13 protein-coding genes are annotated in these 14,730 nt (G+C 54.1%); 7 read left to right on the forward strand and 6 right to left on the reverse strand.

Annotated elements, in window-relative coordinates; translation table 11 throughout:
* Positions 1–54: 54 nt before the first annotated feature.
* The gene (locus tag SynBMKMC1_RS12305; protein ID WP_186471940.1) at positions 55–984 is read right to left on the reverse strand and encodes a hypothetical protein; all 930 of its coding nucleotides are present in this window, start codon (positions 982–984) and stop codon (positions 55–57) included.
* Between the two features lie 124 nt (positions 985–1,108).
* A complete protein-coding gene (locus SynBMKMC1_RS12310) occupies positions 1,109–1,309 on the reverse strand; it encodes a hypothetical protein (protein ID WP_222930367.1) in 201 nt (66 codons plus the stop codon).
* A 240-nt stretch (positions 1,310–1,549) separates the two neighbouring features.
* Here SynBMKMC1_RS12310 and SynBMKMC1_RS12315 point away from each other — a divergent pair, with 240 nt between their 5' ends.
* From SynBMKMC1_RS12315 to SynBMKMC1_RS12335, 5 genes are all read left to right on the forward strand, one after another.
* Complete coding sequence (locus tag SynBMKMC1_RS12315; protein ID WP_186471941.1) at positions 1,550–5,572, forward strand: AAA domain-containing protein; 4,023 nt, start codon at positions 1,550–1,552, stop codon at positions 5,570–5,572.
* Between the two features lie 123 nt (positions 5,573–5,695).
* Positions 5,696–5,962, forward strand: a complete 267-nt coding sequence (locus tag SynBMKMC1_RS12320; RefSeq protein WP_186471942.1) for a hypothetical protein — start codon at positions 5,696–5,698, stop codon at positions 5,960–5,962.
* Between the two features lie 221 nt (positions 5,963–6,183).
* Positions 6,184–7,431 carry a hypothetical protein gene (locus SynBMKMC1_RS12325; protein WP_186471943.1) on the forward strand — a complete coding sequence of 416 codons (1,248 nt, stop codon included), beginning with the start codon at positions 6,184–6,186 and terminating at the stop codon, positions 7,429–7,431.
* The gene (locus SynBMKMC1_RS12330) at positions 7,431–8,021 is read left to right on the forward strand and encodes a hypothetical protein (RefSeq protein WP_186471944.1); all 591 of its coding nucleotides are present in this window, start codon (positions 7,431–7,433) and stop codon (positions 8,019–8,021) included. Before SynBMKMC1_RS12325 ends, SynBMKMC1_RS12330 begins: the two co-directional genes overlap by 1 nt.
* Positions 8,009–8,881, forward strand: coding sequence for a hypothetical protein (locus SynBMKMC1_RS12335; protein ID WP_186471945.1), 873 nt, complete (start codon positions 8,009–8,011; stop codon positions 8,879–8,881). The genes SynBMKMC1_RS12330 and SynBMKMC1_RS12335 overlap by 13 nt, the downstream gene beginning before the upstream one ends.
* An 801-nt stretch (positions 8,882–9,682) precedes the next feature.
* Here the strand turns inward: SynBMKMC1_RS12335 and SynBMKMC1_RS12340 are convergent.
* From SynBMKMC1_RS12340 to SynBMKMC1_RS12355, 4 genes are all read right to left on the reverse strand, one after another.
* Positions 9,683–10,057 carry a hypothetical protein gene (locus SynBMKMC1_RS12340; protein ID WP_222930368.1) on the reverse strand — a complete coding sequence of 125 codons (375 nt, stop codon included), beginning with the start codon at positions 10,055–10,057 and terminating at the stop codon, positions 9,683–9,685.
* Positions 10,058–10,305: 248 nt separating this feature from the next.
* Positions 10,306–10,704, reverse strand: a complete 399-nt coding sequence (locus SynBMKMC1_RS12345) for a hypothetical protein (RefSeq protein ID WP_186471947.1) — start codon at positions 10,702–10,704, stop codon at positions 10,306–10,308.
* 355 nt (positions 10,705–11,059) lie between these two features.
* On the reverse strand, positions 11,060–12,241 hold the full coding sequence (locus tag SynBMKMC1_RS12350) for an AAA family ATPase (RefSeq protein ID WP_186471948.1): 1,182 nt from the start codon (positions 12,239–12,241) through the stop codon (positions 11,060–11,062).
* Entirely contained in the window at positions 12,238–12,480 is a 243-nt protein-coding gene (locus tag SynBMKMC1_RS12355; RefSeq protein ID WP_186471949.1) for a helix-turn-helix domain-containing protein, read from the reverse strand. Before SynBMKMC1_RS12355 ends, SynBMKMC1_RS12350 begins: the two co-directional genes overlap by 4 nt.
* Before the next feature lie 577 nt (positions 12,481–13,057).
* On the opposite strand from SynBMKMC1_RS12355, the gene SynBMKMC1_RS12360 reads away from it, so the two are divergent.
* Complete coding sequence (locus SynBMKMC1_RS12360; protein WP_186471950.1) at positions 13,058–14,338, forward strand: hypothetical protein; 1,281 nt, start codon at positions 13,058–13,060, stop codon at positions 14,336–14,338.
* A 173-nt stretch (positions 14,339–14,511) separates the two neighbouring features.
* Complete coding sequence (locus SynBMKMC1_RS12365) at positions 14,512–14,730, forward strand: hypothetical protein (protein ID WP_255486197.1); 219 nt, start codon at positions 14,512–14,514, stop codon at positions 14,728–14,730.

The following is a 14,730-nucleotide window of genomic DNA, read 5'->3' on the forward strand; positions in this document are numbered from 1 at the left end:
TCGCTTTCAGCCGACCAACTTCCATTAGAGGCATCAGGCTTCCCGAAGACCGTCTCAATTAGTTGCTGGGTTAAATGACGGGAAAATAGTCACAGAATTTGTGTCAGTAATAATTTTGAGTGAGCCATCAGTTAGGCGCTCAAACTTAGCGTCGGTACGCGTTGTCGCCCCAGCTCCATCTTCGCTGAAAATCTCAGCGTGCTTGTTCGACCAGAAAACATATGAGGATTCATAACCGTCAGCCCATTTAGCGTCATATACCGTATGACCATTTGAATTAATTCTACTTGACAACGCAACTCCGATTAACTCCTCTTTACCAGTTTTGCCTGACACAAACATGGCCTTCCCGCTGGGAATCACAGGCTGCCTAGTCTGTACTGCGACATCGCCTGTATTGTTGTAATTTCTTCTGGAAAAATCTGGCTTTCGAGCATAGTTGACGCCTGCGAACAATGGGCTTGAGTCATCTATTTCCTGAGATCGAGCTGCAATATTAGGCGCAGCCCCAATTACACATCCTTCCATTTCAATTTCTCTATTATCAAACATTCCATTGTTAAGCTTTAGTGTGCCGTGAATAGTGACCGAGCCTTCATGCGTAAGCCTGCCTAATGCGGCTCTTTGAGAGCTATCAATTTTACATGTTATGCCAAGCCCGCTCCAATCATTTCTATCCTCTACTTCCAGTCGGCCAGCGCCATCGTTGTAAATGCCATTTACAACACCAGCAATCTGCGTGGGCTTATTGTTGTACTTATCAATTGCAGCGACTAGGTTTTTATCCCACAATGAATAAATATCTGAGATTGAAACTTTTGAATATGTAATTGAGCGAGGGCTATTGGCTTGAGACGATTGAGCACTTGTCGAGCGGTAGCTCGATGAATCACTTCTAGAAACGTCAGCTGAAGTGCAGGCAGTTGAAAACAGCAGGGCTACTCCACATGCAGCAAGTTTACTGGTGGCAAAAAACAGTTTCATTTCAGTTTGGGGTAGTGGTAATTGTCCCTCCGATGTATTCACTATCGCAGTCCTCGCTGGAAAGTGCATCCCCTAACTGAGCTATTTATTTTCCCAATTTCAGGGGTCTCCTCCCCCAACTTGGTTAGAGGCTGACCCCCAGGTGCCAACCCACCAGCCTGTCCGCTTCGTCTGTCGTGAGGATTGGGTTCAACCCATCAAGCATCAGCTCGATCACAACAGGCTCTCCAAGCCGTTCGATGCCTAGAGACAGCCAAGCCTTGAAGGCATTGGAGTCGTTGTCACGAAGCGCTAGGAGCAGTTCCTGCAGCAGCGCAATGGTCATCTAAGTGTCGAGGGTCATTGGTCAGGTGCAACTGCTGAAAGCATTCCCCGCAGGGGCAGCTGATCGAGGGCGGCTGGGGTGCTGTGGATTGGCGAGGTGCTCAGCAACCAGAACGCGGGAGGATGAGTCAGAGACGTCAAAGACTTTGTCGATCTATGGGGATCAACCATCGGTGAAAGCCAAAATTGGATCTGCAGCCCGGGGTTCTGCCCAAAAGAGTTCATTGGGACGACAGCTGAGATGAGTGATCTGCAGGAACGCTTTCAACGATGGGCTGACGAGCTCGTAGACCTCACGGCGAGAAACGAGCTGATCAACTTCAAGGTCACCAAGACCTCGACGATCCTTCCCGAACCAAAAGGGCTCTCCAAGCTCCTGAAGGGAGACACGGTCGCGATCAAGGATCTCTGCGACTTGACTGATCCTGATCAAGTGAAGCCCGCGAAGGGGGCGATCAAAACAGCCATCGAGTTCAAAGAGCAGCGCGGCATCGAAGTGCTCAAGCTGGCTTCTGGCTTCGCCACCTGGAAGACCGACAAGATCAGTAACGCCAACGCGCCTTTGTTTCTCTACTCAGTCGAACTGGAGAACGAAGGGGGGGCCTTCATCAATACCAAGCTCAGGCTTGTCGACACCGAACCGGAGATTAACCCCGTCTTGATCCTCCACCTGCAACGCCGAATGGCTGTAGGCATCAACGACGAGAGCTTCGAAGAGCTGGAAGAGCTCACAGAGGAGAAGCTCTGGGAGCTCTTTGCTTCGCAGTGTCCTGCAGACCTAGAGATTCAAAAGCTCGACGGCCATGCGATCAAAAATCTGAAATACCCCAACCTGCCAATGGTTGCGGACCTGCAAAACGCGACTGAGTCGCTTGAAGAGAACACGCTGATTGCAGCACTAGCCGGAGACGCCGAAAGCAAGGATGCTTTAAGAGAGGACATCAGTGACGCGAGGCAGGACGCACCCAACTTCATTCCCCCTAAACAAGAGTTCCTGGTACTAGATGCGGACTCCAGTCAGCAGTGGGCGATCAACACCGCATTACAAGGACAAAACCTAGTAATTGAGGGGCCACCTGGCACGGGGAAAAGCCAGACGATCGCCAACTTGATCGCGTGCTACATCGCCGCCGGGAAAAGTGTTCTGTTCGTCGCAGAGAAACGAGCAGCAATCGATGCCGTCAAAAAGCGGATCGACTACGTCGGGCTCGGTGATTGCTTCTTCGATTTGCACTCCTCAGAGGCGGTTCGAAAACGACCTACTGAGCCCTTCTTCTCAGCTCTCGAAGAAATCAAATCAGTCCCCGACACGGACTTCAGTGCACAGCAACTGGAGCTTGAGGAAGTGCGCCAAAAGCTGGTTGACCGAAGTGCTGCCATCCAGACCAAGCAAGAGCCCTGGAAGTGCTCCTACCTAGAGGTTCTGGATCTAGCGATGGAAGCCGGCAATGAACCGACCCGATCCTTTGATCTTGATGTGTCATGCCTTGATGCGATCAACCTTGAGCAAATCAGAGGCATCGAGAAATGCCTGTCTGAGCTAATTTCTCTCGCAGCTAAAGATCTACTTGCAAGACATTCACCTATCGCGAAATCGATCAAAAACGGGCAACTTCAAACAACCCAGGCAATCCGAAGTGCTCTTGAGGCGTTGGACAAGCTCAAAGGAGCACAACGCTCGATTAAAGGCTGGCTCAAAGAGGTGGAAGCCAAGGCCCGGTCAACAGGCGCAGAGGTGCTGGTCCAGAGCCCTCACCAAATTCAACCGATCCTCGACAACTTGGACGTGATCGGCGAAAGCCTGGGGCTGATCGCTCCTGACCTTCGCAAGCTCCCATCCGTAGCTCAGCTCAAACGGCTGAAAGTAGACCTGGCTCAACCGTTCTTCCTGCGGTGCTTCAAATATCTCTTTGACAGGAGCTACCGCGATTCACTCGCTGGCCTGAAGTCGGCATTGCAGGAGGATGTACAGCCGACAGCAGAAACGCTTCGGGCTGCTTGTCGATCTGTGTCCGCCCTCAGCTCTCTTCATGCGATGGGTGTGCCTGCAGGAGCGAGGACGTATCCAAAAGATCTTAGAGATACCCTGACGAATTTCTTTGAGGCGTTGTCGCGACTCAACTCTTTGATGGAGGACTGGTCGCCTGACAGCTGCTCAATCAAAGAAGTCGATGCAGTGATCAGCCGGTTCGAAGAAATTCGGACCCAATTGCCTTTTGCCACTGACTTGCATCGGGAGCTCAAGAACCTCGAGCAACTGATCGCTGGCTCAAGGGAATTATTTGATCAGATGCTCGACCGACTTTGTGCGGGTGAATCGGCGAAGCCAATTTGCGATGGCTTGAAGAAGGAGTGGTCGAACCACGTCGAAGAAGCCATCCGTATTCAGTCGCCGGCCTTACGTAACTCCGGTCGTCAGTACCTCGACCGAAACATCGAGACCTTCCGGGAAAGGGATGCGAATCACATACGAACAAATGGAACCCGCATACGCCGTCTGTGCGCTGAACGAGCTCATGCCATCCGAAACACACATCCTGAACAGGCCGACCTGATCGAAACCCAGCACAAGAGGAGACGAAAGCGGAAGTCTGCTCGTCAACTCTTCGCTGAAACACCTGAATTACTCAAAGCACTCAAGCCGTGCTGGGCCATGAGCCCCCTTGTGGTCTCCGAGTTGCTCCCTCCGGACAAAGCCTTCTTCGATGTCGTCATCTTTGACGAGGCCAGTCAGATCGTTCCATTTGAGGCAGTCACCTCAATCCTGCGCGGCAAGCAAACGATCGTCGCGGGTGACTCCAAACAGCTTTCACCGACAAGCACCTCGTTCTTTGCGACCAAAGAGAACGAGGAGGAGATCTCCACGAGTGATGACCCAGAGGACGACGCCTTTGACGCCGTCGACGAAGCGGAGTCGCTGCTAGAAGCCGTCAAAGCGGTCTTACCTGGACAAGGCGTCAGAACCCTTTCGTGGCACTACCGCTCAGAGGATGAACGCCTCATCGCCTTCTCCAACCAACACCCTGAGCTCTACGGGCGGCGATTGGTCACAGCTCCATCGACGAGCCTGGAACCACCGTTCGAGTACCACCTCGTCGAAGGACAGCTCAACGATGTCACAGGCAAGTCACCCCGTGCAGAAATTCAACGCACGGTTCAAGTGGCGAAAAGACATCTCACCTTTTGCCCTGACTTGAGCCTTGCGGTGATCGCTCTTGGCTCTGAACACGCCCGAAACATCCAAAACGAATTTGACCGTCAGCTTGGTGAAGACCCATCCATCCAGCTATTCCCTGAAGGCAGACCGGACGAGAAATTCATCATTCGCCACCTGGAATCGATCCAGGGCGATGAGCGCGACGTCGTCATCCTTTCAACCGGCTATGGCCCCAGGGAGATCGGAAAGCTCCGCTACGACTTTGGACCGATTAACCGAGACAAGAACCTGTCTGGCTTACGACGCCTCAATGTCGCCGTCACACGGGCCCGCAAGCGCGTAGAGGTCGTCTCAACGATCAATCCCTATCAATACGACGACAACAAACTGAACAGCATTGGCGCGAAAGGACTGATCCAATACCTGCGCTTCGTCCATAGCGGAGGCGAAGACCTCGGTGATTTATCAGCGGACACAGTGCCGATGAATCCATTCGAACAAGACATCTACGACTCGCTTCGCAAGCAAGGGATTGGGATGGTGCCTCAGTACGGCGTCTCTGGTTATCGGCTGGACTTCGCGGTTCAGCATCCGGATAGCCCTGGACGATTCATCCTTGCGATCGAAGCAGATGGAGCCTCATACCACTCTTCAGAGACAGCCAGAGATCGAGACCGCATTCGCCAAGCCCACCTGGAAAAACTGGGTTGGCAGTTTCACCGCATCTGGTCGACCGAATGGTTCCGGAACAAAGAGACCGAAGTTTTCTTAGCGACGCAGGCCGTCCAAGAAGCTATTAATGCCTTCGAAGACAACCCAAAACCTGCTGAGCCAGCCCCACCCCCTACCCCCGAATACCCTGCCGCTGCCGCACCTAAAAAAAAAGGATCAGAACCCATGGTCCCGCAACTCGCATCAATCGACGACTACGGGAATGAACTGGCTAATTACATTATCTGGTTCTGCTCTGACGGAATCCTGCGTTCCGACAATGAGATCTTCGAGGCTCTTTTTGAAAAACTTCCCTTTAGCCGTCGAGGTGTACGAATCGTTGGCCGCATAGAAGAGGAGATTAAGAATTTGCGGACACTCAAGAAGATTAACTGATCTAATTTCTGTCAAATGCCATCACTGCAGATGGAGCAGCAGTAACAATCGACGCCCTGCAGGCCGCGGCCTTCAGCCTGCTTCAGGATCACCAAGATGAAGACTTCACACACATGCAACTCGATGCTCTGCGCTGAAGCTCTGTGCCTGCGTGCCGTGGCCAAACTGGACCAGCTGGAGCAGGGGTTTCAGGACTGCATTAGTTCAGACGATCCCGAGCTCTGGGCCATCGCACTACGGATGGTGGGTGGGCACCTTCTGCTGACCATGCGGCAGCTCGGACCGGCGCTGGTGATCAGCGAGGCGGAGATGGAGCCGGGATATCCACAATGTGGACAACAGGCCGGGATGTCCACCGGGATGTCCACCGGGATGTCCACAGAGGACTGAGCAACAAAAAAGTGGACCCTTGAGAACCGCTGCGCTGGAATGGTTGAGGGGCCCTTCCAGGCCCCATGAGTCATTTGGGTGATAAGACTGAATTGCCCCTAGTGAGACAAAGGGATTTCAGCCAAAATCCACTGCACCACAGTAGTTCTGAATAATCGTCAGTTGCGCAGGAGAGTCGCGGAGAGTAGTTTTAGGCCCAGTTTTAGGCCCATTGCCCTCCTATGCCTCGGCAGAAGAAGAACAAGCAGGCATGGGAGATCGGCCTTCAGGGCTCCGTCAGCGCAGGACGGCGTGGGTGGTCGGTCAGCGAACACAACGGCAGGACCCGGCTGCGCCTCCAGTTCCCCAAGACCGGGGACTGGCCGGCCAACGCCCAGACCAACCTTCCCTTCCCTTGGGACCAACGATCACAGAACGAAATCCTCCTCCTGATCAATCGGATCTACGACCCGGTGATGAGCGGGGAGAAAACACTCCAACAAGCCATCGGCGACGAACTGGCGCTCAGCGACAACAAGGCCGACAAAGTGATCACGCCATGGTCAGGAATCGTGGAAGCGTTCCGGGATAACAGGCTCACCCTCGGCAACCGCATCAAGCCCGAGACCTACGAGGCCAGCTACGGGCGTTACCTGCAAGTGGCTCTGCTGCATCTCCAAGGCCGCAAACCAGCCGGGACGGGCAAGGAGTTGATTGAGCGCGTTCTGACTCACGAGCGGTTCAATCAGAAGTCAGGTGTGAAGCAAGGCGAGAAGCTCAAACCTTGGATTGAGATGTCGGCATCACGGCAGGAGTGCTGCCTTGCCCTGAAGCTCTTCCTTGAGTTCGCGGTCTCAGAACATCGCCAACCTCAGGCTCTTCTGATTCCCGAGAAGGACTACCTGCAACTACGAGGCGCTGGGGTCAAGCGCAGGCAGAAGGCAGTCCTCACCGATGACGAAGTAATGGAACTCACCCGGCAGCTCTCGGAGCCCTGGGCCAACGTCGTGAAAGTTGCCCGAGTCTTCGGGGTGAGGACTTGGGAATTTGAATTCATCCTCCGCAGAACAAATGAGGAAGGGAACCCTCAGCTTTGGGTGAGGAAAGGCAAGACCTACAACAAGAGCGGTGGAGTCAAGGAAGGAACGGAGCCCCGCTGGTTGCACGCCATACCCGTGAATGGTCAAACGTTTGATCTGGTGGAGAAGTGGGATGAACTGGAGCTGCCTCCGACCATCAGCGGCAAAAGCCTCGGGGCAAAACTGCGGCTACTGCCGTACTGGAAAGAACTCCAAGCGAAGTACGCGGCCCAGGGGGAATGGCTCCGGCCCTACTCCTTCCGGGACACGTTCAGCGTCCGGTCCCACGACCTTGAGATTGAGACCACGCTGGTCTGCGCAGCCATGGGGCACAGCATGGAAGTGCATCGCCGCAGCTACCGCACACACGAAGCGAAGACAGTTCGCAAGGCCTACGAGAGGGCGAACTGATGCCAAAGCAAATTACATTCAGTGATTGGCTCAAGCGCGCAAAAGAGAAGCATGGAGATTTATACGACTATTCAAAATCAGAAGAAACCTTTTGCGGTAGCAGCAAAAATGTGAGGATAACTTGCAAGAAACATGGACCCTTTGATCAGCTAGCGAAATACCATGCAAATGGAAGCCATTGCCCAAAGTGTGCAAAACGAGGAACCCCAGCAGAAGACTTAACAGGCAAGACCTTCGGCAAGCTGACCGCAATCAGGCTTTCAAGCAAAAGGGTTAAAAAGAAAACATTTTGGTGGCTTCGCTGTGAGTGCGGAAATGAGGTTGAAATACAAACAAGCAATCTAAAAATAAGGAAAGACCCCACATGCGGAAATTGCAACACTCACGACGCTGAAGGAAACCCCCTAAGCATTGACCTGACACATCACATAAAAAGCTTTAAACCGAGAGGCCAGGACATTACAAACCAACGCTTCGGCAAGCTGGTGGCGAAAGTTTATTACGTCAAAGAATTTGAAAAAAGCCATACAGAAGGGGTTATTGGCATTGCGAGTGCGATTGCGGAAATACCGCAGAAGTGCCGGCCGTAAACATTCTCAAACCAGACACCAATAAGCACGCTACGCGCTCATGCGGATGCGAGAAAGGTGGCGGAATAACGCTAGAGATAGGATCAAAATTTGGAAGACTAATAGTTATTGGGAAAGGCCAAGCGAACTGGAAATATTCAAGAAGAGCATGGAAGTGCAAATGCGACTGCGGAGCTGAAATTGTTGTATCAACCAAAAATCTTTTAAGTGGTCACGCGAAAAGCTGCGGCTGTCTGTCAGCAGACCTAGCCAGTGAAAGAAGATTAGACATAACAGGCGAAAGATATGGACGACTTGTTGCCATAAAACGACTTCCAGACAATCAACAACGGAAAGATAGCGAAGGCTATTTTGTTGGAGACTGGCAATGGCAATGCGATTGCGGCAACACACATGTGGCGAAGATCGGGACCGTAAGAGCCGGCAATACCCGAAGCTGTGGGTGTCTCGGACGCGAACAGGGGCCTCTCAATTTCCACAACGAAGGGCATCTTGCATATGCGGAAGATCCCGAATATGCAGCAAGAGAATCACTCTTATATCTTGTTGAGATTTGCGGTTCGGTAGACAAGATTGGCATTGCTTTTGATCTTGAATCAAGATTCCAGTCTCATGAGGTGACTGAAATCTGGTGGACAAACACAATGTCACGCGCCGAGTGCTGGGCTGTTGAGCAAGTTGCCCTCAATTACACTCTTTCCAATAAAGTTAAAAATCCACCTGAAAACCTCAAGCGAGGCGGGGTCACTGAATTAAGGGAAGGGCTAATTATTGATGAGACGATCTGTCTTTTGGAAGAGCTTTGCGACGAAGCAAAGGAGCTTGGATGGCGTGAGTTCTACGACAAAAACTTGCTTTGATAGAAACGAATTAATTAGTCACCCAACGCCACAGGCGAGCGACAAAGCCATTGTGATTCCGCTGAATCTCGCGGTCCTGCCAAGCCTCGCAATCAGCCAGATCAATCTCTTCAGGCAGAGGCGCCCAGCCACCCATCCATGTGTTGATCGGCTGCCGCTTGCGGTTGCAGGGCAGCGTCTCAAGCCAAGCGATGTAGGCGCGATTCATGAGTCGTGGCTAGGGGTGGAGATGAGACGAGATCGGCGAGGGAACGACGGTCTTGGCTCGGGTGATTCGCCTTCTGGCGTGTGGATCACCCTGTCTGCGATTCATTGGAGTAGCGCAGTGAAGGTAAGGAGGGTTATGAACTCTGCAGAGACTTGCCCGCAGAGGTGGTGGGCTTGGCTCGGGTGATCTGCCTTTGATTTGCGGGCGGATCGCCCTGTCTGGAAATGGGATGAGGCCCTGTTAGCTACTGGAAGAAGCACGAAACCAGCCACTGAGGAGGAGTCATGGAGATGGGCTGAGCTCAAGAAACTGGCTAAGGACAAGCGACAAGCCGTCCACCCACGACTGTCACAGTGCCAGTTGGCTAGAGATGCTTGTTTTGTGAGAAAAACGCCTCACGGGGTGGAAACAAGGTCACACTCCCGAGAGACGTTTTGGAGCCCCTGCCTTCGGCGGGGGTTTCTTTTTGCCTACGAGTCAGCGCCGACTTCGCAGAAGGAGATGGGTTGGGCCCACGAAGCCAGCTAAGGAGACTTTGAGTGCGTTTACTTCTGAGCCTCAACCCTCTGGTGATTAGTCCGACCTATTTGCCTTCAGAAGTACTTCTGCAAGACAGCAGGAATCTCCAAGTCCTCTGGTGAGTCGCACTGGCTGGCTTGTTCAGCAAGCTGCGCGAGAGCATCTGATTCCTCTGGAAGGGGAATGCTGCATTCGCAGACATTCTCTTTTTTGCGAGGGAAGCGATTTCCAAGAAAAAAGGGCGGCAACTCCCAATCACGTGAAATCAGCTCCTCACCATCCGCATCTGGCCGAGCATTTTGGTGCTCCAGCTTGAGGTCAATAGCTTCCCCCCAACTGTTCCAAGGACGTTGATCATCCATGAAACGCTGGTCAGGGCAGGGGATCTTGAGGATGTCGGCGGCTCTGCACATATGGCGGAACCACCAACCAGACCAGTTCATCTCCATCACATGGTCAACGACTTCATCCGCAGTACAAACGCCAGTGGTGATGTGCCATGGCGCTGGCTTGGGATGAGCATGACGAGCGGATCTTTCTAGGAATGTCAAAAGACGTGGCAAGGCTGATTTGAAAAAAGCCCGCTTTCGCTTTGAGCAAGTCCCGTCAAGAGCGACGTCCTCTGTGACGGACCATGGGGTCCAATCCAGTTGACTCTCGTCTGTACCAATGCCATCAGAGAGAGGATTGCCTCCCATCAGAATGAAAATGGCAGGTCAGTAGGCAAAGGCGAAAGACCTAAACGCTGACGCTCGGCCTTGACGACTTGGCGACCTTCTTGAAGTAGCTTTCGCCCAGCTTGACGTCGCTTTGACCTGCACTCCTTACCGTCTTGAAAAGTCTGAGCATCCTTTAGGCATGCCTGTGTTGACTGGAGCAAAGCAAGCCTCTGGTCATGGCTACTGAGCAACCATTCGCGCCTCACTTGGAAGAGCTGCTGCTTTTGACTTTCAGTCAGCTTCGCTTCTTCTTGCAATCGTCGTTCTTGCATTCGCTCTTGAATGCGGCGTTGCAGGAAGGATTGAGCTTGACCCTCGCTCTGGTGCAGCACGATTGCAGACAGTGCAAGACAAGGGATAAGCAGGATGCCGCTCAAGCGAGTAGGCGAAAAAGTGCGAGGCGAATGGCTATCGGTTGCACCGAGGCCATTGGGACCAAGTTGTTTGCGCATTAGAAATCAATCCGCCTATGGGACGGCACGGGGTGGTCGGGTTAGTGCGAATGTCCTCGGACCCGCCTTGACGGGGATGTCTCCTTAGACATTTAGAACCTAGCAGCATTAACCCTCAGCGTCTAACCAACACCCTCGGCAGGACATCGCAAACTCACACGGCACTTATCACTACAACACAAAATTAGTTCTCACTAATTTGACGCTAATTTTTAGGCGAGCTCCGAAACCACCCACATGGCAGCACCCAGAAAGGACCCAAAAATCTTTTGTAGTGCACCTAATTGGAGCGGGGGTGTGTGGGAGAAGTACAAAAAGTCCTCTCTGCGTATGCATATCTCGGGCGACCACCAGTAGAGGCAAGGGTCTGTCTTGTGATCTTGTCCTCTACGTACAAACCCTTCAGAACCCGATAGGCGTGCCTCTCGGCGCAACCCAGCTCTCGCTGGATGTCCTCAACCATCCATTCGCGGTCACTTCCCGCCATCAGCGCCAGTACTTGTTCAGCAAACTGACGGCGTTGCTTTGGAGTCACGTCCGCTTCATTCGCGACTCCCGTCAGAAGGAACGAGAAGTCCTCGTCGCTGCCCTCAACGTTCCATGCCGTGCCGTCCGCACAGGTGCGCCCTTTCACGCACTGCAACCGCATCTGAATTCCTTGGCCTGGCTGCTGTTGATCAAGCCTCCAGAGCCCCCAAACCTCACTGGCAGCCCAGCCCTGACTGGCTGCGCCAAAAACGGAATCAAGAGTGATGGCGTTGGTCGTTGAGTCCTTGCTCTGCTTCCTGAGATGGGCGCTTAGCACCACGGCTACTCGGTGTTCAGCAGCCCATTGGTTCAGTGTGTAGAGATCAAATCCGAACTCGGCGTCGTTCATGCTCGGGCCGTCTGGTCTGCCAGCACCCAAGAGCGTCGTCAGGCTGTCCAAGACGATCAAGTCGTAGTGCTCTTGCTCTTGGAGAACCGTGAGCTGGTCCTCGTTGAAAGAACTCCAGTGAGTGATCAGGTGGAACTCTGATTTGACGCCCATGACCTTGAGCTTGTCGGCTGCGTTCTCGGGGCTTTCGTCGGACTGGATGAAACAGACCTTGCCCTTATTGGACGTGAGTTGACCTATGAAGTCCGAGCCAGTGGAGACGGCTTCCGCCAACCCATAAAGAAGCGAGCTTTTGCCCGCACCAGAGGCCCCAGCCAACAAAATCAAGCGACCACGAGGGATGAACTGATCAACAATCCAATCCGTGGCTTCCCGCGTCTTCAGAAGCTGCTGGGCGGATTGAGGGACTTTTTGAACATCCCCCTGACACCCCCCATCAGACAAATGTCCCCTAGGAGATTGCCGCACTTTTTGGAGAGTCTTGGAGTAGTAGTTCTCCCCGGCTTTTGAAGGGGAATACAAGGAGTCAGGAGGCAACACCTCCATATCCATCAGCTCATCAAAGGCATCTTTTTCAATACTCATGACCCTGCCCTCACACGGGTGGCACGGCTGTAGGTCTCAACTTTCTCGGCAGGCAAACGCTGGAACTCGGTGTAAGACCGGCACGCACTGTGGACATGCCACTGAAGAGTGCTGCTGGTGCTGAGGCCGACCCACCGGTAGTCGCGGCCTTCTTTGAAGGGGGTGATCTGATGACGCCGCAGCTTGCGCAGCGTCTGCGGGTGGATGCCAAGAATCTTCGCCATTGCGGCGGAGGGCACCCAATCTCTTTCGAACATCGTTGTTCAGGGTCGATCCTGAACCGCTGGAGACGAATCCGAGCCAGTGCGCTGCAAAGCAGACCAGCTGATGCCAAGGACCTCGCAGTCCTGCTTCAGCTGCTGAATGTCCGGTGATTGGACATCCAAGCCTTTGAAAAATCGCGACCGATTACGGCGACCCATGAGGTTCAGGTGTTTGCTTCGACCTGTCCCTGGGGACACCAACGAAGTTCCGCACCCTCTCGGTCAAAAGGGGGGCCAACCGTTGACACAAAAAATCTAGAACTCTCCTCTTCGACTGTCCACTGCCGGACACTACCCATAGCGTCTCGTAGGCCTATTTTTAGGCCCAACGTGTTTTAGGCCCTAAAGCGAATCCCTGAAATCGCTTGTCCTGGAATGGTTGAGGGGGCCTTCCAGCCCCCCATGAGTCATTTGGGTGATACAACTGACTGATTTCCTTACGGAAACAACGATCACGAGCAGAACATAGTCAGAGCCTTGATCTATTGGCAACCCTTGACGACCGAAGGCAACTGAATAGGATCTTTTTGGCATCACTTTTGGCATCACTCCATTGGCTCCGGATGACTCGCGCCCCCGCTGGGAACAGCGCCTGATCGAGACAACTGAGCCCTGGAACGGCTGGAGCATCTCCCGCGTCCGCGACAGGATCGTGCTGCGCGTCAGGGAGCGTGGCCGCCCCGCAGAGACCGCCTACCTGCCGCGGCCCAACACCTGGGATGAGGTGCACCACCGCAACGCCATCCGGTGGATTGAGGCGGTCTACAAGGAATGGGACAACGGCGAGAAAACACTGAAGGCAGCGATCGCCGACGCCCACGAAACAAGCGATCTTCAGGGTGAAGAGAAAGCCAAAACCTGGGCAGAAATTGCAGACGCGATGGAGGCGTCCCGGGTGCAGCAGTCGCAGAAGTGCAGCGCCGACACCTTCCGGAAGAACTGGCGCCCGTTCATCGACCATGCCGTGAAGCTCATCAACACCGGCAAGGCCCATGACGGCTACAGCCTGTTGAAGGCGGCCCTGAAGAACTGGGAGGGGGCTCCCACGATGAAGGTGGAGTGCGGGCGCTACCTGGGCCTGTTCATGCAGTTCGCGGTGTCCCGGCACAAGGCTCCAGCGAGCTGGCTGATCACCGAGTTCGACAAGGACGAGCTGATCCCCAAGGCACCGAAGCCGAGGCTCAAAGCGGTGCTGAAAGACCTAGAGATGCTGCGCCTGATTGAGCTGGCCGACTCGGTAAACGTCAGGTGGGGCAACGTGTTCCGGTTGTTAACGCAATTCGGATTACGACCCATCGAGCTTCAGCACCTGAGCAGCCGGATCAACCCGGTGACCGGCAAGCCAGCCATCTGGTGCAACTACCGCAAGACCGGCGGCGAAGAGGAAACCGAGCCCCGATTCCTGGAAGCGATGTACGTCCGCGACGCCAACGATCGGCCTGTGGTGTGGCCCCTGGAGCAGGCGATGGCCGACGGAACCTTGAAGCTCCCCACCGGTAGGGATGGTGATGTCCGCAAGCTCTCCGGGAGCGCAGTGAACTGCTACATCCACCGGAAGTCACGATCGACCGGCAAACCCAGCGGCGCGGTTCAGACCTACTGGGCGGAGCTGGTGGACCACTACGACAACCAGAATCCGAGCGAGTGGTTGCGGCCCTACAGCTTCCGAGACACCTATTCGATCCGCTGCCATCGAGAGGGAGTGCCGGTGGCGTCGATCTGCGACGCGATGGGCCACAGCGAAGCGGTGCACCAGCGCAGCTATCGGACCATGACCCTTGGGATAAGGACGCGCGACTTCGCAGCCAAGACAACCACAATCTCGTTACCATGACACCACCCCTAGTGGTGCGTGTGGCTTTAGTTGCTGCCAAACCACCTCAGTAGCGTTAGGTTGCCTATGTGAAGTCGGGAACGCAGCATCGCGTCTGCGCCGAGGGATCGAAACGAACACGTCATCCAAGTTGGATGCAAGGTCCTGATCGGCCTATCCCCACTCGCTTCGAGATGCTGACTCCTAAGGGAGTCGATTGTCGGTACGCCGAGCGGCAAGTTCGCCACTTCACCAAGAGGCGCGTCCGCCTGGACGACCCTGACTTCCGCATCGGAACCTTCGATAAAAGCAACCCCGATCAAAAACGCCGGGACAAGTTGCGCAACTTCTACGCAGCCCTCCAGGCGGAACTCCTGCATCACGAGAACTGGGATGGCAGCCCGCGCACCTGA

This window comes from Synechococcus sp. BMK-MC-1, assembly GCF_014279955.1.
GTDB lineage: Bacteria > Cyanobacteriota > Cyanobacteriia > PCC-6307 > Cyanobiaceae > Synechococcus_C.